The sequence below is a fragment of the Streptomyces sp. NBC_00461 genome, assembly GCF_036013935.1.
In the GTDB taxonomy this organism is placed as follows: Bacteria; Actinomycetota; Actinomycetes; order Streptomycetales; family Streptomycetaceae; genus Streptomyces.
The window spans coordinates 8596051-8615153 of the sequence record NZ_CP107902.1 but is presented as its reverse complement, the minus strand read 5'-3'; the positions used below and the strand labels follow the sequence as shown (position 1 = coordinate 8615153).

Sequence of the window (19103 nt, the reverse complement as noted above, 5' to 3'; positions counted from 1 at the left end):
TTCTGGATATAGCAGACTTAATCATGATGCAGGAGGTGAGCGGAAGGCTCCCTCGTGCACCATCGCGCATACCGTGTGGTCCCCAACTGGTCCCCACTCGCGGGCATGGCTCTGATGCCAGACGCTCCGTGAGACGCGTCGACGCCATGACCAGGATGGACCGGCCGGACCTCTGCGGACACTGCCGTACAGCTACCCGTCCCCCGAGGGCGACATCTTCGCTCTGGGCACAGATCTTCACCACGGCCGACGCTACGAGGCAGATCCGTGCACCGAACACTGGTCCCCAGAGCCGTACACGGAACACCGTGCGTCGGCGCTCGCGTACGTCCCCCCGACCCCGGCGCCACGTGGGGAAGCTGTTCCTGGACTCATGAGGCTGGGACGCGCCCGCCCGGACGGGCGGTGGTGGCGAGCGCGCCCAGGGCCTCCCTACTCCAGCAGGGCCCCGTCGCGGTCGCGGCTCAGGACGTCAGGCCGGGTCCGCACCGGCCCCCGCCGTGAGCTTCGGCCGGACGTCCGGCGCCGTCGTGTGCCGGATGTCGGCGCCCAGCTTCACCAGGTCCTCGACCAGGTCGCGGTAACCGCGGGCCAGGTGGTGGTGGTTGCGCAGCGTGGTCCGGCCCGGTACCGCGAGCGCCGCGAGCAGCAGGACCGCGGCGGCGCGCAGGTCGGTGGCGTGGAGGTCGGTGCCGGGCCGGTACGGCGGGCAGGGGCCGTCGACGCGCAGGACCGTGTCGTCGACCGCCGTCCGCATGCCGAGCGCCTCCAGCTCCGGGGCGAAGCCGAAGCGGTGCTCCCAGACGGCCTCCCTGATGTGGGTGGGGCCTTCGGCGTACGCCGCCAGCAGGGCCAGGAAGGGCTGGCTGTCGCTGAACACGCCGCGCGACATGGCGGTGAACTCCACCGGCCGCAACGGCTTCGCCAGCGGGTGCGCGGTCACCTCGTCGGCGCCGACGTCGACGCGCACCCCCATGCGGTCCAGCAGGTCGAACTCGGGCGCGAGCGCGTGGACCGCGCGGTCGATGCCCGGGCCGGTGATCCGCAGCGGCTCGTCCGCCAGCAGGACGCCGGCGCAGATCCAGGTGACCACCTCGATCAGGTCGGGGATCAGCGTGACGTCGGCGGGCCGGTCCAGCGCCTGCGGGCCCCGCCCGTGGACCACCCACGTCTCGGGCCCGGCGAACTCGATGTCGGCGCCGAGGTCACGGAGCACGGTGACCATGTCGGTCACGTCGGGCTTGAGGTACGGGTGGTGCAGCGTGGTCGTCCCCTGTGTGACCGCGCCCATCAGCAGCGCGGTCTTGACCGCACCGCTGTAGCAGGGCCCGCTCATGAGCGCCTTGTTGCGCGTGTAGTCGAGCATGTCGATGGTGCACGGCGTGAGCCGCTGCGCGGTGAGGTCCACGGAGCCGTCCGCCGTCAGCCGGGTGGTGACCCCGAACCGCCCCATCACGTCCAGCATGTGCTCGACTGGCCTGCCGCGCGGGCCTTCGCCGATCGTGCAGCCGCCGCTCGCGGGCAGCCGGGCCACGCCGTTGCGCGAGACGAGGGCGGGCAGCAAGTAGAGCGAGCCGTGGATGCGGCCGACGAGATCGGCCGGCAGCTCCGCGCGGTCCCAGGCGGACGCGTCGACGGTGAACGTCTCGGCCGGCCCGTCGTAGTGCGCGTGCGCGCCCGCCGCGCGGAAGATCTCGCCCAGCACCGTCGTCTCGACGATGTCCGGGCAGTTTCCGATGCGCACCGGCGCGCTCGCGGTGGCCGCGGCGGCCACCGTGGTGACCAGGGAGTGCTTGAACCCGGAGGTGCGGACGGACCCGGAGAGCCGGCTCCCGCCGTGGATCTCCAGCAGCGGCTCGCCCGGGGGAGCTGGTTCTCGCCGACGGTCCTGCATGGGGGTACCTCCTGCGCTGAGTGGTGACGGGGCGGGTGAAAGGGGCCGGTGCTCGATCGAACGCAGCCACTGCCGCGCTTGACTCGCACTGGTCAGGTGGACGACGGCGAGGCCGGGGTGCAGGCGGAGGAAAGCGGCCGTCTCGGCCCGCCGGGTGGCGTGCTGGGACCAGGCCCAGCGCAGCGGGTGGCGCGGGTTGCGCAGCATCGACCGCCAGGTCTCCCGGTTGCCGTGCCACAGCTCGCGGCCGGTGGCGGCCCGGACCACCGAGCGCCGCAGCACGCGGTTCATGACGGTCCGGCGGGGCAGGTCGAGCCAGACGAACGTGTCGGCGCGCTCGCCGAGCAGGTCGCCGACGACCCAGTGGTACTGGGCGTCGCAGATCCACGCCGGTGTTCGCGTGGCGCGCTCCACGTCGTCCGCGAACTCCGCCCGGTGGGTCCACCCGGGCCCGTGGTAGAGCGCGTCCATCTCGATGTGCCGGATGTCCAGCGCCCCGGCGAGGGCGGCGGCCAGCGTGGTCTTGCCCGCGCCGGAGATCCCGCCGACGACGATCCGCCGCAGCGGCGCGGGTGCGGGCGCCGCTACCGGCCGGGGGGGCCGCGTGAGGAACCCGACCGACAGGGCCGTCCCCGCGCAGACGACGGCCAAGCCGAGCCACAGGACGGTGTTCCCGTGGGCCAGCAGCGCCGTCCCGGCCGCCGGGGCGACTGCGCCCGCGATCCCGAAGGACGTCTGGAAGGTCGCGTTGTAGCGGCCCTCCAGACCGGGCGGCGCGGCGGCGTTCGCCGTCGTGGTGACGACCGGGGCGAACAGCGCGTCGCCGAGCGTGCCGATCAGCGCCGCGCACAGGACGACCGCGGTGGTGGCCGGCCCCGCCCAGCCGGACGGCGCCATGACGAGGACCGCGAGGGTGAGGAAGCAGCACGCCAGGCGCAGCACCCGCGGGGCGGGGACACGCCGCGCGTAGGCGACCGCGGGGCGCCGGGCCACGGCCATCGACACGCAGGCGACGGCGATCACCACCCCGGGCACCCACGACGGCTGCCCGAGCACCACGATGACGACCACCGGGAGCATCGCCGTCAGACAGTCGGAGACGAACGCCAGCAACAGCGTCAGCAGGCACAGCCGCAGGAAGCCGGGGTCGTCACGCAGGTCGCGCCACCGCCACGCCCCCCCGTCGGCCGGAGGCTCGGCCGCGGAGGAGGGCCGGACGTGCCGACGCACCGTGAGCACCAGGACCATGGCCGCCGCGTAGGTGAGGCCGTTGGCGTAGGCGACCAGGTGCAGTCCCGTACCGCTGTCGATCAGCAGGCCCCCGGCGGTCGCGCCGATCGCGCCGCCCGCCGCCCACCCGCTGACTTTCAGCACGCTCGCCGTGCTCAGCACGCCGAGGAGCGCCTCGGCCGGGACCAGCCGGGCCAGCAGCGGTGTGCTGGCCGTCCAGAACAGCCGGTCCGCGGCGGCCGCGACGACGGCGAGCGCGCCGACCTGCCACGTGGCGGAGACGAAGGGGAACAGCGCGAACGCCCCGGTGCGCACGGCGTAGCTCAGGGCCGCCCCGTTCGCCGGACCCCACCGGTCCACCAGCAGGCCGTTCACCGGTCCCGCCAGCAGGCCGAGGAGCCCGCCGACCGTCAGCGCAGCACCGACGTGCGCCAGGGGGAGGTGCTGCGCCCGGGTGAAGAAGATCAGCGCGACCGGCGTCCACAGGCCGTTGCCCACGCAGTCGACGGTCAGCGCCACCAGGTAGATGCGCTTCCCGGGCGTCTCCCGCCCCCGGCCGATCCGGAACGGGGTCACGGGCGGACGAAGTGCACGAGCAGCGCCCGCCGGTCCACGGGGCAGGTGTCGGCGACCGGCGGGACGCCGTGCCAGGACCGGTCCGAGCGGACGAGCACGACGGACGTCCCAGTGGTCGGCGCCACCCGCTTCGCGCAGTCGTCCATGTCGGCGCTGCGCAGCAGCCGCAGGTCACCGCTCCACTCCGGGTCCCACCCGTCGTTGAAGTAGAAGAGGTGGGTCACCGCCTTGTCCGGGCGGTCGGTGTGCGGCTCGATCCAGCAGCCCCGGGCGTAGCGGGTCATGCGGGCCTCGACCAGGCACCGCTCCAGGTCCACGCCGCTGAGCGCGGACAGCGCCTCGCGGTAGGGCTGGGAGACGACGTCCGCGACGAGCTGCTGCCAGTTCGCGGGGAGCGTGCGCACCTGGTCCTCGTCGACCGCACCGGCGGTGACGAGGTTGCGGTTGAACATCCGGTACTGCTTGTCGGACCGGTTCAGGTCCGTGCGCTCGGACTCCTCGAAGCCGGCGTCACTGAACTCGCCGCGCAGGTTCTCGGCGACGGCGTCCGTGACGAACGAGCGGGGGATCACGGCGTGGCCGAACGGGTCCTGTTCCAGCTCGGCCCGGCTGATGGTCTCGATGTCGACGAGGGACACGTCTTCTTCCTTACAGGTGGACAGGGTGGGTGAACGCGCCGGCGACCGTGCGCAGCCGGGTCTCCTCCCGGAGGCCGTGGAGTCTGAGCAGCTGGGCGACGCTGCCGTGTTCGGATTCGATCCCGGCGATCAGTGAGCGCATCGTCGCCGCCGGCGTGGAGGTCCGCAGCCGCAGCTGCGCGAGGGTGTCCTCGCGGGTCCAGCCCGGGCGGGCGTCACCGCTGCGCAGGGCGCGGTAGGCGCGGGCGGTCAGGGCGTAGTCCCGGGCGACGTCCGCCGTCCGCACCCCGAGCGCCCGCAGGACCAAGGCGCTGACGACGCCGGTGCGGTCCTTGCCCATCGCGCAGCAGATGTAGACGGGGACCTCCGCCCCGTCGGCGAGCAGGTCCACGATCTCCGCTGCGACCGGCGCCGCCCTGGCCAGCATGTCGCGGTAGTTCGCGAGGTAGTCGCTGGGCAGGGGCCGCACGTTGCCCCGGATGCGGCTCATGTCGCCGGCCACGGGCCGGGGCAGCACCCTCGCGCCGGTGCACTCGGGCCCCCGGTACTGCCGGCGTTCGTCCTCCAGGCGCAGGTCGACGATGGTCCGGATGCCCAGGCCGCCGAGCGCCGGCGCCGTCTCCGGTGACGGCGCCGGCCCCCGGACGAGGAGTCCCCGCCGCAGGTACCCCCCGCCGGGACCGCGCAGCCCGCCCAGGTCGCGCACGTTGGGCAGGCCCGGGACCATGATCCTCCGGGTGTTCATGCCACCCCTTCGCGGTACCGGTCACTCAGGGCGGCGACGACCTGACGGACGACGGCCTCGTTCGCGACCGCGATACGTACGGCGGCCGGCAGCCCCGGCGCGCCCGACAGGTCCCGTACGACGATCCCCCGCTCCAGGAGGTGCCGGCTCGCGGCCTCGGCGGCCTCCGGGCCGGGGACGTCCCAGGTCACGAAGTTCCCGCCGCTCGGCCGGGGGTGCCAACCGGGCACCGCGCGCTCGATCTCGGCCGCGAACCGCTCCCGCAGCCGCCGGACATCGGCCCAGATCCCGGTGAAGACGGCCTGCTCCTCCAGCGACCGCCGCAACAGCGCGACCGCCAGAGCGGAGACCGAGCCCTCCGGGTCCAGGTCGAACAGGTGGCGGGCGGTCGCCGGGTGCGCGACCGTCACCGCGATCCGGGCGCCCGACAGGCCGTAGCATTTGGAGAACGTGTTGACGCGGACGACGTGCCGCAGACCGGCGAGCCCGCGCACCAGCTCCTCGCCGCCCTCGGTGAACGCCAGGTAGGCGGTGTCCACGACCAGGAGACTGCCGTGCTCCGCCACGGCGTCCGCCAGATCGGCCAGCTCCTGTGCCCCGTGCACCTGCCCGGTGAAGCTGTGCGGGGTGGTGACGACGACGAACGCCGGCGCTCCCGCCCGCAGCCGCCGCGCCAGGTCACGGAGGTCGAACAGCCCCGTCCCCGGGTCCGGGGCGACCGGGTCGAGGACGCAGCCCGAGATCGCCGCGAACTTCGCCCAGCCGTCGAAGTTCGGCTGGTGCAGGACGATCCGCGACACCTCCGGGAACGCCCGGGTCAGCAGGTTCAGCCCGGGATCGCTGCCCGCGGTGAGGACGAGGGAGTCGACGTCGACCCCGAACCGGTCGGCCAGCATCCCGTAGACCGGCCCCAGGATGGGGTAGGTCAGCACGTCGTCCGGATCGAACTCGGCCAGCGTGGCCCGGTGCACCTCCGCCGCCCGGCTGTCGAGCAGCCCGCAGTTCTTGAGGTTGATCTCGTCGGGGACCCGGACACGCCGGTTGCGGAACCGGCCGGCGCTCTCCCGCAGGAAGGGGGAGCCCGTTCCTTCCCGCGCCGTCACGAGCGTCTCGTCCCTCATACCGGGCGCAGGGCCGGGCCGGCGGCGCGGGCGGGGATGTTCTCGAACACCTGCGTGACGTCCGGCTGGCTGCCGAAGACGATGTCGTAGCCGCGGGCCAGCTCGTCGTCGGTCAGCGCGTGGGTGCCCGGCACGAACAACTGCCGGTTGAACGCGGCCATCTCGTGGTCGAGGAGGTCGGGGCCCGCGAGTTCCCAGGGGGCGTACACGGTCGGCCGGGCCCGGCCGCCGCGCTCCTGGACGGCCTCGATGGTCCGCTCGGCACCCTCGATCGTGGTGCCGGGCAGCCCGACGATGACGAAGCAGTTCAGCTCGATGCCCGATTCCCTGCACCAGGCCGAGAGCCGGTCGAGGTCCGTCGCGGACTTCTGCTTCGGACGGGGCAGCAACGCGCCTTCCTTTGGGTCGAGCGTCTCCAGACCGACGCTGATCCGGACGCAGCCGGCCGCCCCCATCGACCGGATCATCCCCTCGCTGAGGTGGTGGATCGTCGTCGCGCACTTCCACGGGTACGGGGACCCCCGGCCGGTCAGCTCCCGGCAGAGCTCCTCCATCCACTTCTTGTCCAGCGTGAAGGTCGGCGCGTAGAACGCCACGTATTCGAACGGCGCCGCGGCGAACGACTCATCGATGTACTGGAGCGTCCGCTCGACCGTGAGCCGCCGTTCCTTCCGCGTGTAGATCAGCGGCACCTCGCAGTAGGAGCAGCCGACCGGGCACCCGCGAGCCGCCGGTACGACCAGTTCGCGGCGGCGCGGGATGCCGCAGAACTTGTTCGCGTCGTCGAAGTAGAGGGCGTCGTAGTGCGCGTACGGGATCTCGTCGGGCGTCGGCAGGTACCAGTCCTCCGCCGGGAGCAGATCACCGCGGCGCTTCGGGGCGGCCCAGGAGCCGTCGCGTCGCAGGTGCACCCCCGCCGCGTCGGCCGCACGGCCGCGGAAGGTCTCGATCGCGGCGCCGACGCCGGTCTCGAAGTCGCCGTTCTCCACGATCGCGTCGATGTCGAAGCGCTCGAAGAAACGGGGGTTGACCCCGGACAGCCGGCCGAACGTGACGATCGGGGCGTCCGGGTCCAGAGCCCGCGCGTAGGAGACGAACCGGCGGAATCCGTCGATGCCGTCGAACTCGTTCATCACGGCGATCACGTCGTACCGCTCCTGGAAGAGCCTGCTGCCGAGGTCCTTCCACGTCAGCCGCTCGACGCTGGCGTCGATCGCGGTGACCTGGGCACCCGGGTAGGCGGCGCGCAGGTGACCGGCGACCTGGTAGAGCGCGAGGTGGTGCCCCGCGTTGAAGTAGCTGAGCACCTGCGGGGGCCAGATCACGAGGATCTTCCCGGGCTCGTCCACGATCTTTCCCATGGGGGGTCCTTTCGGTTCCGGCACGGTGGGCGCCGGGCGCCGGACGGTCAGTTCTGCGGCCGGTACGCGGAGCCGGCGAGCCCGGTGGTCAGCCAGTACTCGATCTGGACCGTGATCCGCTCGGTCCCCTCCGGGTGCTCGATCTTCGAGACCGCGTGCCACGACTTGTCGGTGGGCGGGAAGGCAAGCAGCCGGCCGCCGACCGGGCTGATCTCCTCCGTCGGGCCCGCCTTGGGGGACGCAAAGATCTGGAACTGCCCGCCCGCCTCGATGGGCCAGTCACGGTTCAGGTAGAGGATCACGGTGATCGCCTTGGTCGGCTTGTCCTTGTGCACCGACAGGTAGTCGCCGTTGCGATGGGTGTAGAGGCCGATGCTGCGCTGCAGGCCGGCCAGTTCGATCCCGGTCGACTTCTCCAGCCAGGCGGTGAACTCGGTGCCGCGCAGGTCCTCCACGAGGTCGCGCCAGATCGCGGGCAGCCGAGGGAGGACCGGGGCTTCCTTTTCGAGGACGATGAGGTCCACGAGGTTCATCCGGTACTGCTTCTCGTGCTTCGGGTCCTCGACCGCGATCTTCGCGACGTCGGCGGTCGGCATGGTGGCGAGCAACTCCTTCAGTTGCCCGTCGTCGAGCAGGTCACGGCCGCGGAAGAGCTGGAACGGCTGGGTACGTTCCTCCAGCGCCGAGTCGAGCGTCAGCACCACGGTGCCTCCTTGGGGTCGATGCGGGGGTCCCCGGACGGCCGGGACCCGACCTGGCCACAGCCTGTCCGCGGGCCCCTGCCGACCCCTTGTCGGTTCGCTGCCCGGCCGCTTCCGGGGATCGGCAAGGTCTTCGCAAACCGGCGCGCCATCGCACGGCAAGCAGGACGGTGACACTGGCGGGGCAGCCCTGATACCCGAACCGGTGCACACGCCGGCCGCTGAGAGGTGCGAGTCTTGATCAACCTGGACGTCCGGCTCGAAACGTGGGACCACCCGTTCCGGCACTTCCGCGGCGCCGGTCTGCTCTCCGCGCGCGACCTGGCCGATCTCGGCGCCACCGCGCCGGACGCGGGCCTGTTCCAGCGGATCGACACCTCGACCGGTGACGTACGGCGCCGCTACCGCTCGTCCGTCCTGCCGTTCTCCGACAACAAGACCGGCCTCACCCCCGATGACATCCCCCTGGCGGCGCCGTGGCGCGAACTGGTCACCGACCTGCTGTCCGAGGAGTTCGCCGACTGGCTCCGCCGCGAGACCGGGGTGGACACCACCGGGCTCCACCGCCGGGCCGAGATCTACCACCACGTCGACGGCGACTTCGAGGACCTCAACACCGGCAAACAGCACAAGAGACTCGCCTTCGAACTGCACACCAACGAGCACTGGCCGGCCGACGGCGGCGGAGAACAGGAGTACTGGTCCGGCCCGGACAGGTCGGCCGGCCCCGCCTCGACGATGCCCCCGACGGGAGGCACCGCCTGGTTCTACTCGGCGTCGCCCTCGTCCTGGCACCAGATGGCGCCGGTCACCGCGGGGCGGGGCCTGGTGCGGCAGTCGGTCACCATGAGCTTCTTCGAGTAGCCGACGAACCCCGGCCGGACACCGACAGCCGAACACCGACGAAAGCCGCCGCCCGAGCTGTCTCGGACGGCGGCTTCCGTCGGTGGAGCCCCTCGCTCCTCCCGTCGCTCCTCCCGGTCACTCCTCGTCGATCCGGAGGGCCGACGACGGGCACAGGTGGACCGCCTGACGGACGGCCGGCCCGTCCGCCCCGGCCGGATCCACCGTCAGCGGCGCGACCAGCCCCTCCTCGTCCTGGTCGAAGACGGCGGGCGCCGCCAGGACGCACTGGGCGGCGCCGACGCACCGCTCCCTGTCCGCGGTGATGTGCACGGGCGTGCCCCTCTCCTCAGCAGTTCACCGGCACCCGGTAGATGCCGTAGATCCCGGCGTCGTCCTTGTAGGGCAGCTCCTCGGCCGGCACGGCCAGCGACAGGCCCGGCACCCGGCGCAGCAGCGTCTCGAACACGACCTCCAGCTCCACCCGGGCCAGGTTCTGCCCGAGGCACTGGTGGACCCCGTACCCGAAGGCGACGTGGTGGCGCGCGCCGCGCTCGAAGTCGAGCCGGTCCGGGTGCTCGAAGACCTCGTCGTCCCAGTCGGCGGCGAGCCCGGACACGACGATGCCCTCGTCCTTGCGGATCGTGACGCCGCCGATCTCGATGTCCTCGGTGGCGACCCGGGCGGGCGCGTTCTCCACGACGCTGAAGTAGCGCAGCATCTCCTCGATCGCCGGGGACAGCAGCGCGGGGTCGGCCGCGATCCGCGCCTTGTGCTCCGGGTTCTCCAGCAGCGCGACCACGCCCAGCGAGATCATGTTCGCGGTGGTCTGGTGCCCGGCGATCAGCAGCATGACGGCGGTGCCGACGATCTCGTCGTGTGTCATCACCGGCGTCTGCCGGTTGCGCGCGATGAGCCGGCCGATCAGGTCGTCGGTGGGCTCGCCCCGCTCCTTCTCGGTGACGAGGTCCTCCAGGAAGTCGTTGAGCGCGTCGGAGGCCGCGGCGCGCTCCCGTATCGAGACGGACCGGCTGACCAGCATGCCCGCCCACTCGTGGAAGTCGCGGCGCTGCTCGTGGGGCACGCCCAGCAGCTCGCAGATCACCAGCGACGGCACCGCCTGCGACACGTGCTCGACGAGGTCGGCCGGCTGCGGCGCGGCCAGCATCTCGTCGATGGTCCGGTCGACGATCTCCTGGACACGCGGGCGCAGCGCGGCGATCCGGCGCAGCGAGAACTCGCCGGTCAGGATCTTGCGGTGGGCCCCGTGCTCGGCCCCGTCCAGGTGGATCATGGACCGCCGGGTGCTGAGCCGGCGGACGCGCTCGGTTGCCGCGCGCTGCTCGGCGGTCAGCCGCCCCGGGAACGCCGGGTGCAGGCGGTCGGCGCTGACCCGCGGGTCGGCGAGCAGCTTGCGGGCCAGCTCGTGCTTGGTGACCAGCCAGGCCACCTGGCCGTCGGGCATCCGGACCCGGCTGACCGGCTCCCGCCCGCGCAGCTCCCGGTACTCGGCGGGCGGGTGCATGGGGCACGCGCGGGCCATCGGGAACGACGGAATGTCGTGGTCGAGCGTCTCGGTCATGGGATGGGTTCCCGTTCCTCTCGGGCCTGCCGGTCCGCTGCCGCCGCGCGGAGCGCGACCCGGTTGATCTTGCCGACGCCGATCATCGGGAGGGCGTCCACCACCCTTAATTCCTCGGGCAGTTTGTACGTGGCAACTCCGTGCTCGGTAAGGAAGCGGCGCAGGCCGAGCAGCGTCGGCTGCTTCTCCGGGTCGCAGGGGACGGCGAAGACGCAGACCGTCTGCCCCCACACCGGGTGCGGCATCGCGACCGCCGCGACCGCCCGCAGCAAGGGGTGCTCGGCGAGCAGCGATTCGATCTCCCCGGCGGAGATCTTCTCCCCGCCGCGGTTGACGACGTCGCCGGTCCGGCCCTCCACCACCAGCCCGCCCGACGGGTGGAGGCGTACCAGGTCGCCGGTGCGGTAGAAGCCGTCGTCGGTGAAGGCGCGCGCGTCGGCCTCCGGCGCCGCGTAGTACCCGGCGACCGTGTACGGGCCCCTGGTCAGCAGCTCTCCCGTCGCGCCGGGTGCCACCACGGTGCCGTCCTCGTTCACGATGCGGATCTCGTCGCCGGGTGAGGCCGGCCGCCCCTGGGTGTGGGCGATGACGTCACCGGGGTCGTCCAGCGCGGTGTAGGTCAGCAGCCCTTCGCTCATGCCGTAGCACTGCTGCACCGTGCAGCCGAGCAGTTTGTGCGCCTCGGCCGCCGGGGCGGGCTCCAGACGGGCGCCGCCGGCCTGGAGCACGCGCAGCGACGTCGGCCCGCGGCCCCGCTGCCCGACCTCGCTGAGCCACTGGGTGACCAGCGCGGGCACCAGCGTCGTGTGCGTCACCCCCTCCCGGTCGATGAGGTCGAGCGCCGCCCCGGGATCTCCCGGCGAGCCCAGGACCACCCGGCCGCCGAAGGCCAGGACGCCGAACATTCCGGGGCAGTTGAGGACGAACCCGTGCGCCCCCGACATGACGGCGAGGTACACCGTGTCCGGCGACAGCCCTGCCCACCGGGCGGCCGTCCGGATCATGTAGCCGTAGCCCTCGTGGGCGCGCGCGATCGCCTTCGGTGGGCCGGTGGTCCCGCTGGACAGCAGGAAGACGGCGGGCTCGTCGGCCAGCGGCGGCCCCAGATCCGGCAGGGGCCTCGCCCCGGGATCGGGACGGCACAGCTCGACCAGGTCCTCGGTGCCTTCGGGAACGGCGTCCGACGTGCGGTCGGCGACCAGGATGCGCCGGATACTCGGGCAGCTCTCCCGCAGTTCCCTCGCCAGCGCGACATGGTCGAAGCGCTGCCAGCGGCGCGGTACGGCCACGGCCGTGGGCCGGGTGGCCGCCACGACCGCCAGCAGCTCGCGGCGGCGCAGCGTGGGCACCGCCATCACCGGGTGGGCGCCCAGCCGCATCAGCGCCAGCGGCAGGACGACCAGCTCCAGGTCGTTCGGGAGCTGGACCAGGACCCGGTCCCCGCGCGCGATCCCGAGGCCGGCCAGCCGGGCGGCGGCGCCGGCGACCGCGTCCGCCAGCTCGCGCCGGGTCAGCCGGCCGCCGGGGCCGCGGACGGCCTCCTTCTCGGGATCCTCGTCCACGTGCCGCAGCACCAGCCGGTCGACCCGCTCGGGACGCCACCACCCGCGGTCGCGGTACTCCCGCGCGCGATCCGGCGGAATCCTCGGGAGGCCGGGATCCTCGGGACGGAATGAACTCACGCCCTGTCACCTTCCTTTCGCGCGGCCACGTCAGAGAGCCGACTGCGGGGCGAGCCGTGAGATGTCGTACGCGGTGGAGTCCTCCACGGCCAGGTCGGCGCAGATCCGGCCGAACAGCGGGACGAACTTGAACGCCCAGCCCGCCCCGTAGACGACGAGCTTCTCCCCGTGCGTCATCAGGTCCCGCGCGGTGCCGAGGAAGAACTGCCGTTCGGGGTCCGTGGGCAGTACGGCCAGGCAGGTCGAGGTCCGCACCGGGTCGGGGTCGACCGTGGGCAGGTGGTCCCTCAGCCAGCCCGAGAGCCGGTCCATCTGGCGCCGGTCGGCAACGCCGGTGGCCGCCGACGGGTGGTCGAGCGGGTCCACCTCGAAGATCGGCCCGCAGCGCACGAACTCCCCGGGCGCCCACGGGTTGTGGCCGAACCCGTAGAACAGGTTGGTGTCCTCCCGCGTCGGCTGCTGGAAGGCGAACCAGAACGGCGCCTCGTCCACCGGCTGGGCCTGCCGGTAGGCCGCGATGGCCAGCTCGTACACCGAGTACGCGAGGCGCGCGCCCAGCGGTTCCAGCAGGTCGTTGGTGTAGGGGCCGCAGGCCAGCACCACCTTGCCGGCCCGGTAGGTGCCCCGGTCGGTGGTGACGCTCACCCCGTCCGCGTCCGGCACGAGTTCCGTCACCGTCTCACCGGCGCGCAGGGCGCTGCCGGCCGCCTGGGCGAGGGTGAAGAGCGCCGCCAGCGTCCCCCTGACGTCGATCGTCCCGCCGTCGGGCTGGAGGAACCCCTCGTAGTCCCGGGGCAGGCCGCGGAACCCGAACCGCCGCTCGATGTCGGTGGCCTTGAGCCACTCGTAGCGTACCGAGAGCTTGTCCATCATCGCGGCGGTCCCCGAGATCTGGCCCTCGTTGGTGACCACGTCGGTGTCCCCGAACCAGAGGCTGCCGATCTCGTGGATGAGGCGGCGCTCGCAGCGGCTCTCCAGCGCACGCCACAGCGGAAGGGTCTCCAGCGTCAGGCGGAACAGGTCCTCCTGGGTGTACTGGAGCCGCCAGTGCCGCTCGGCGCCGCTGGTGCCCCCGCTCTCGTTGAAGAACGTGTGCCGCTCCAGGACCAGCACCCGGTGGCCGCGCTCGGCGACCTGCCAGGCGGTGGCCAGGCCCACGGGCCCGCCTCCCACGACCACCACGTCATAGGACTCCGTCATGCCCGGGCCTCCTCGTAACTCGACGTGCCGCCCTTGCCGGTGTCCCGCCGTCCGGTGAGCGCGGACTTCAGGGCCAGCACCAAGTGCTCGACCTGGCCGTCGGTCATCGACGGGTAGCAGGGCAGGTTGACCTGCTCGTGGAACCAGAGCCGCTCGGTGACCGGACACTCGCCGAGCCGGTGGCCCCGGCCCCGCCACTCGGGGCGCAGGTGCAGGGGGAAATAGCGCACCTGCACCTGGACCCCGGCGTCCTCGAGGGCGTGGATCACCTCGTCGCGGCTCACCCCTTGCCCCGGCCGGACGAAGAAGGTGAACAGGTGGTAGGGGTGGTGGATGTCCTCGGGCACGTCGGCCAGCCGCACCTGCGGGAACTCCGCCAGCGTCTGGGCGAGGTGCCCGGCGATCCACCGCCGCCGCCCGGCCAGCTCCCCGAGACGCTCCAGCTGGACGAGCCCCACGGCCGCCCCGGCCTCGCTGAGCGTGGCGTTGCTCCCGGGGTGCCGCATACGCAGGCACTCCTTCTCGTACGAGTCCCCCGCCCACATCATCCAGGGCTCCGAGCGGTCGTACGGCCCGGCCAGCAGCGGTGACGGCACGAGGACCCCGTCGGCGGCGTTGGAGCGGATGCGGTCGACGCGCTCGGCCCACTCGGGGTCGTCGAAGGTGAGCATGCCGCCCTCGCCGAGCGTCGTGATGTTCTTGCTGGAGTGGAAGCTGAAGCACCCGATGTCGCCGAGCACGCCCGGCCGCCGGCCGCGGTAGAGGGCGCCCAGCGCGTGCGCGCAGTCCTCGATCACCCGGACGCCGTGCCGGCGGGCCACCCGCATGATCTCGTCCATGCGGGCCGGCCGGCCGCCGTAGTGGACCAGGATCAGGGCCCGGGTCCGCGGGGTGATCAGCGACTCGAACGAGTCGACGTCCACGTTCAGGGTGTCCGGCTCCACGTCGCAGAAGCGGACCGTCACGTCGTGGGCCAGCAAGGGGTCGGCGGTGGCCTTGAAGGTCTGCGGGGTCACGATCACCTCGTCACCGGGGGCGAGGTCCAGCAGGTGCACGGCGAGCGCGACGGCGACGGTTCCGCTGGTGACGGTCATCGCGTACCGGCTGCCGACGTGCTCGCGCATCGCCTGCTCGAACGCGTCCCGCCACCGCCCTTGCGAGAGGCTCTCGCCGGAGCGGACGACCTCGCCCAGCGCGGCCAGCTCGGCCTCCCCGAGGATGCTTCCCACAGCGGGGGCCGGCACGAAGTACCGGGAGTTCTCGTTCACGGTCAGCATGAGCCGGTCCCACGGCCCGCCGGGCTTCCCCCGTCCCGGGCGGCGCGCAGGGCCAGCGCCACCTCCACGATCAGGTCCTCCTGGCCCGCGACCACCTGACGCCTGCCGAGTTCGAAGAAGACGTCGCGCGGGTCGACCCCTTCCCGCGCTGCGATGTCGAGCACCGGTTTCTTGAACCCGGAGAACACGCCGGCCAGCCCGCTGACGATGGAGACGGAGTCGATGGTGGGCGGCGCCGGCATCAGCTCCCGCCCGGCGATGTCCGCGGCGTCCAGGAGCCGGTACAGGTCGATGCCCGTCCGGAACCCCAGCCGTTCCAGCACCGGCACCAGGACCTCCAGCTGGGTGTTGCCGGCGCCGGCGCCGAAGCCCCGGGCACACGCGTCGAGGATGCCGGCCCCCGCCTGAGCCGCCGCGATCGAGTTCGCCACGGCCATGCCGAGGTTGTTGTGCCCGTGGAACATCACCGGCACGTCGACGGCGGCGCAGATGGCCCCGATGCGGGCCATGACGTCCGAGGGCAGGAAGTGCCCCGAGGAGTCGAGGATGCCCACGCCGGTGGCGCCGTACCCGACCAGGCGCGCGCACTCCTCGGCGAGCTGGTCGGGGCTCGCCATGTGCGTCATCAGGAGGATGCCGTGCGCCTCCACGCCCTCGTCGCGCAGGAAGCCAAGATGCCGCTCGGCGACGCTGGCCTCGGTGCAGTGCGTCGCGATGCGCACCAGGTCGACCTCGTACGCGAGGGCGTTCTTGATGTCCTGTGTGGTGGCCCAGCCCGGGAACATGAGGACCCCGAGCTTGCTGGTCGTCAGGGTCTCCCGGGCGATCGACATCATCTCGTCGTCGCTCAGCCGGGCCCGGCCGACCTGGAGGGACGAGGCGGCCAGCCCGTTGCCGTGGCCGACCTCGACGACCGGGACGGCCGCGGCGTCCGCGGCCTTCAGATAGGCGCGGAACTGCTCCGCGCCGAGGCTGTGCCGCACGGCGTGCTGGCCGTCACGCAGCGTCGGGTCGTGGATCTGGACCGGCCTGCCCGCTTCCTGGCTCATGCCGTCTCCCTGCCTGCCCGTGCGAGCCGGTCCGCCGCGTAACACTCGGCGGCCTGGATCGCGGCGGAATTGATGATGTCGAGATTCCCGGCGTAGTGCGGCAGCCGGTCGCCGGACGAGGTGACCTCCACGGAGACGAAGGCCGTGGAGTCGTTGACGGTGCACACGCTGACGCCGAATCCCTTGACGTACGTACGGATCTCGTCAGCCGCTCTCGTCACCAGCGCGCGCACCGAGTCGGTGGTGAGGTCCCGGCCCCGCAGGTACATGGCGACCCTGAAGGTGGCCGCGGGCCGGGCGGGGCTGATGTTGACGAGCGCCTTCACGTCCTCGACGCCGGTGAACCAGCGGATCGCGTCCTGCGTGGTCTGCACGTACTCGTCGAGGTTCAGGCGCGAGGCGCGGCCGACGCTCAGGGTGGCGGCCGTGGTCACGACCTCGACGCAGTCGATCTCGTGCACTCTCGCGATCGCGTGCAGGATCGGTACGCACGCCTGCCCGCCGCAGGTCACCATGCTGATGTCGCGGTGGGAGCCGATGTCCTCCCGATTGACGGTCGGGACGATCATCTGCCCGACTCTGCTGGGCGTCAGGTCGACGATCATCGCCCCGGACGCCGCGAGCTTCTCCGCGTGCTCGGCGTGGAACGACGCGTTGGTGGCGTCGAACACCACGTCGAAGTCCTCCTCGGCGTCGACGAGGGACTGGATGCCCCCGGTCGCCACCGGCAGCCCGCGCCGGGCCGCCCGCCGCAGCTCGGCGGCGTCGTGCCGCCCCGCGACGAGCCGCAGGTCGAGACAGTCTGAGCGCATGATCTTGGTCGCCAGGTCCATACCGATGAGTCCGGCGCCGAGGACCGATACGGACAGCCGTCCAGTTGCTTGCATGTACGGTCGCCTTTCCGTCAAGGTGCGGCGTGATCCGCCCTGGGACCGCCCGCGGAGGCCGGCGGCGGTGGTCCCTACGCGGCACAGCCTGGAACCGGGGCCTTGCCGACGGCTCGCCGTCGCGCTGACCGGTCGCCGCCGCGGGCGGGGCAAGCGAGGCGGCGAGGTCCTTGCAGGGACGCGGCGACATGCTGTGCGGGCACCACCCCGGGGGGCTTCCCCCGCTACAACGCCAGTCCGTACGCCGCACCTTTAGCATCCGAAGGGGACTGCGAGCCGTGGTCAACCCGATTCATGACGACAACGGTGTCTCTCTGGTCCTGGTGAACAGCGAGAACCGGCACGCTCTGTGGGCCGGCGGCCTCGACGTACCGCCGGGCTGGCGCGTCGCGCACCGGGCGGCGAGCCGCCGGGAGTGCCTGGAGTACATCGGCGCCCACTGGCCGGACATCCGGCCCGCGAGACTCCCGGACGCCGGGAAGGACGCGGGCGCCTGCCTGCACGACCTGTTCGCCGCCCAGGCCGCGCGCACCCCCGAGGCGCTGGCCCTGATCTGGCGGGACCAGGAGCTGACTTACCGTCAACTCGACGACGATTCCAGCAAGTTGGCCGCACACCTGCGGCAGCGCGGCGTCGGGCCCGGCGCGTTCGTGGGCCTGTGCGTCGAGCGGTCGCCGCAGATGATCACGGCCCTGCTCGGCGTCCTGAAGACCGGCGCCGCCTACGTGCCCCTCGACCCCGAGTACCCGGTCGAGCGGCTGCGGTACGTCCTGTCCGACACGGGCGCACGCCTGCTCCTGACCCAGGAGCCGCTTCGCCCGCTCTTCCCGGACTACGACGGCGAGATCGTCTGCCTCGACCAGCACCGGCAGGACATCGACGCCCTGCCCACCGCGCCCGCGCCGGACAGCCCCGTCCCGGTTCCTGCGGACGCCGCCTACGTCATCCACACCTCCGGCTCCACGGGCCGCCCCAAGGGCGTCCTGGTGACGCACCGCTCCCTGGCGAACCACAGCTCCGCCGTGAACCGGCACTTCGCGTTCGCCCCCGGCGACCGCGTCCTGCAGTGCAGGCCGCTGAGCTTCGACGCCGCCGCCGAGGAAATCTTCCCGCCGCTCCTGCACGGCGCGGCCCTCGTCCTCGGCAGCGACCCCCTGCGCCAGACGTTCCGGGCCCTGACCCAGCAGGTCATCGACACCGGCACGACCTTCCTGAGCGTGCCCACGGCCTTTTGGCACAGCTGGGTCGCGGAGGAGGACTGTCTGCTGCGGCTGGCCACGGAGTCCGCGCTGCGCACGATGATCGTGGCCGGCGAGAAGGCGGCCCGCCAGGCGCTGCTGACCTGGAAGAAACGGGTCGGCGAGGACATCCGCTGGTTCAACGTCTACGGCCCCACCGAGGGCACCATCACCACGACGGTCCACGAGCCGGGCGCCGACTGGGAGGCCGGCGAGTACGGCTCCGTCCCGATCGGCCGCCCCATCGACAACGTCCGCACGTACGTCCTCGACGACGCCCTGCGGCCGGTCCCGGCGGGAACGCCGGGCGAGCTGTTCATCGGCGGGGCGGGCGTGGCCGTCGGCTACCTCAACGCGCCGCAGACCACCGCCGAACGGTTCCTGCCCGACCCCTTCTCCGGCGTGCCCGGCAGCCGGCTCTACCGCACCGGGGACCTCGTGCGCGCGGACGCCGACGGCTGCCTGGAGTTCCTCGGCCGCCGGGACCACCAGGTGAAACTGCGCGGCTACCGCATCGAACTCGGCGAGATCGAGACCGTGCTCGCCGCGCACCGGGACGTCCGGTGGTGCGTCGCCCAGGTGACCGGCGACGGCCCCGACAGCACCCTCGTGTGCTTCGTGACCGCCGACGAGCGGACCGCACCGCCGGCCGCCGAACTGATCGCCCACCTGCGGAGCCGGCTGCCCTGGTACATGATCCCGACGGCGGTCCACGTCCTGGACGCCTTCCCCATGACCCCCAACGGGAAGATCGACCGGACCGCCCTGCTCGCCCTCGAACCCGACGACGACGGCGAGGCCGTCCACATCGCGCCGCGCACCCCCGTGGAGGCGGTCCTGGCGGACATCTGGGAGGACATCCTCGGCCGCCGCGGCATCAGCGTCGACGCCGACTTCTTCCAGGTGGGCGGACACTCCCTGCTCGCCGCGAGCCTCATCGCCCGCATCCGCGCCCGGTTCGACGTCGCCATGACGGCCCGCGTGCTGTTCGAGTCCCCGACCATCGCCGGGCTCGCCGAAGCCGTCACCCGGGCGACCGGCGACGGCGCGGCGGACCGCGCCGGGCGGAGCTGACCGGC

At 72.5% G+C, this 19103-nt stretch carries 15 protein-coding genes; 2 read left to right on the top strand and 13 right to left on the bottom strand.

Going from position 1 to position 19103, the window contains the following annotated elements; all coding sequences use genetic code 11:
- Positions 1-472: 472 nt before the first annotated feature.
- The 6 genes from OG870_RS39940 to OG870_RS39915 are packed head-to-tail and all read right to left on the bottom strand — an operon-like array spanning position 473 to position 8269.
- Entirely contained in the window at positions 473-3700 is a 3228-nt protein-coding gene (locus OG870_RS39940) for an MFS transporter (RefSeq protein WP_327691990.1), read from the bottom strand.
- Positions 3697-4338, bottom strand: coding sequence for a prolyl hydroxylase family protein (locus OG870_RS39935; protein WP_266591858.1), 642 nt, complete (start codon positions 4336-4338; stop codon positions 3697-3699). The genes OG870_RS39940 and OG870_RS39935 overlap by 4 nt, the downstream gene beginning before the upstream one ends.
- Before the next feature lie 10 nt (positions 4339-4348).
- On the bottom strand, positions 4349-5083 hold the full coding sequence (locus OG870_RS39930; RefSeq protein WP_327691989.1) for a tyrosine-protein phosphatase: 735 nt from the start codon (positions 5081-5083) through the stop codon (positions 4349-4351).
- Positions 5080-6186, bottom strand: coding sequence for a pyridoxal phosphate-dependent aminotransferase (locus OG870_RS39925; RefSeq protein WP_266591856.1), 1107 nt, complete (start codon positions 6184-6186; stop codon positions 5080-5082). The genes OG870_RS39930 and OG870_RS39925 overlap by 4 nt, the downstream gene beginning before the upstream one ends.
- 14 nt (positions 6187-6200) lie before the next feature.
- Complete coding sequence (locus OG870_RS39920) at positions 6201-7565, bottom strand: B12-binding domain-containing radical SAM protein (RefSeq protein ID WP_266591855.1); 1365 nt, start codon at positions 7563-7565, stop codon at positions 6201-6203.
- Positions 7566-7612: 47 nt separating this feature from the next.
- Entirely contained in the window at positions 7613-8269 is a 657-nt protein-coding gene (locus OG870_RS39915) for a prolyl hydroxylase family protein (protein WP_266529201.1), read from the bottom strand.
- Positions 8270-8503: 234 nt separating this feature from the next.
- On the opposite strand from OG870_RS39915, the gene OG870_RS39910 reads away from it, so the two are divergent.
- Entirely contained in the window at positions 8504-9130 is a 627-nt protein-coding gene (locus OG870_RS39910; protein WP_266591854.1) for a 2OG-Fe(II) oxygenase, read from the top strand.
- Positions 9131-9247: 117 nt separating this feature from the next.
- On the opposite strand, the gene OG870_RS39905 is transcribed toward OG870_RS39910, so the two are convergent.
- The 7 genes from OG870_RS39905 to OG870_RS39875 are packed head-to-tail and all read right to left on the bottom strand — an operon-like array spanning position 9248 to position 16786.
- Positions 9248-9442: a ferredoxin gene (locus OG870_RS39905; RefSeq protein WP_030313923.1), complete on the bottom strand. Its 195-nt coding sequence runs from the start codon at positions 9440-9442 to the stop codon at positions 9248-9250.
- A gap of 16 nt (positions 9443-9458) precedes the next feature.
- Positions 9459-10691 (bottom strand): cytochrome P450, encoded by a 1233-nt coding sequence (locus tag OG870_RS39900; protein WP_266591851.1) that lies wholly within the window; start codon positions 10689-10691, stop codon positions 9459-9461.
- Positions 10688-12373 carry an AMP-binding protein gene (locus OG870_RS39895; RefSeq protein ID WP_266591849.1) on the bottom strand — a complete coding sequence of 562 codons (1686 nt, stop codon included), beginning with the start codon at positions 12371-12373 and terminating at the stop codon, positions 10688-10690. The genes OG870_RS39900 and OG870_RS39895 overlap by 4 nt, the downstream gene beginning before the upstream one ends.
- A 30-nt stretch (positions 12374-12403) precedes the next feature.
- A complete protein-coding gene (locus OG870_RS39890; RefSeq protein ID WP_266842697.1) occupies positions 12404-13573 on the bottom strand; it encodes an FAD-dependent oxidoreductase in 1170 nt (389 codons plus the stop codon).
- Positions 13570-14850, bottom strand: coding sequence for a DegT/DnrJ/EryC1/StrS aminotransferase family protein (locus OG870_RS39885; protein ID WP_327691988.1), 1281 nt, complete (start codon positions 14848-14850; stop codon positions 13570-13572). The genes OG870_RS39890 and OG870_RS39885 overlap by 4 nt, the downstream gene beginning before the upstream one ends.
- On the bottom strand, positions 14844-15899 hold the full coding sequence (dmpG, locus tag OG870_RS39880) for a 4-hydroxy-2-oxovalerate aldolase (RefSeq protein ID WP_327691987.1): 1056 nt from the start codon (positions 15897-15899) through the stop codon (positions 14844-14846). Before dmpG ends, OG870_RS39885 begins: the two co-directional genes overlap by 7 nt.
- Complete coding sequence (locus OG870_RS39875) at positions 15896-16786, bottom strand: acetaldehyde dehydrogenase (acetylating) (RefSeq protein ID WP_266529222.1); 891 nt, start codon at positions 16784-16786, stop codon at positions 15896-15898. Before OG870_RS39875 ends, dmpG begins: the two co-directional genes overlap by 4 nt.
- A gap of 278 nt (positions 16787-17064) precedes the next feature.
- Between OG870_RS39875 and OG870_RS39870 the strand changes: the two genes are divergently transcribed.
- The gene (locus OG870_RS39870; protein WP_327691986.1) at positions 17065-19098 is read left to right on the top strand and encodes an amino acid adenylation domain-containing protein; all 2034 of its coding nucleotides are present in this window, start codon (positions 17065-17067) and stop codon (positions 19096-19098) included.
- The last annotated feature ends 5 nt before the right edge of the window (positions 19099-19103 follow it).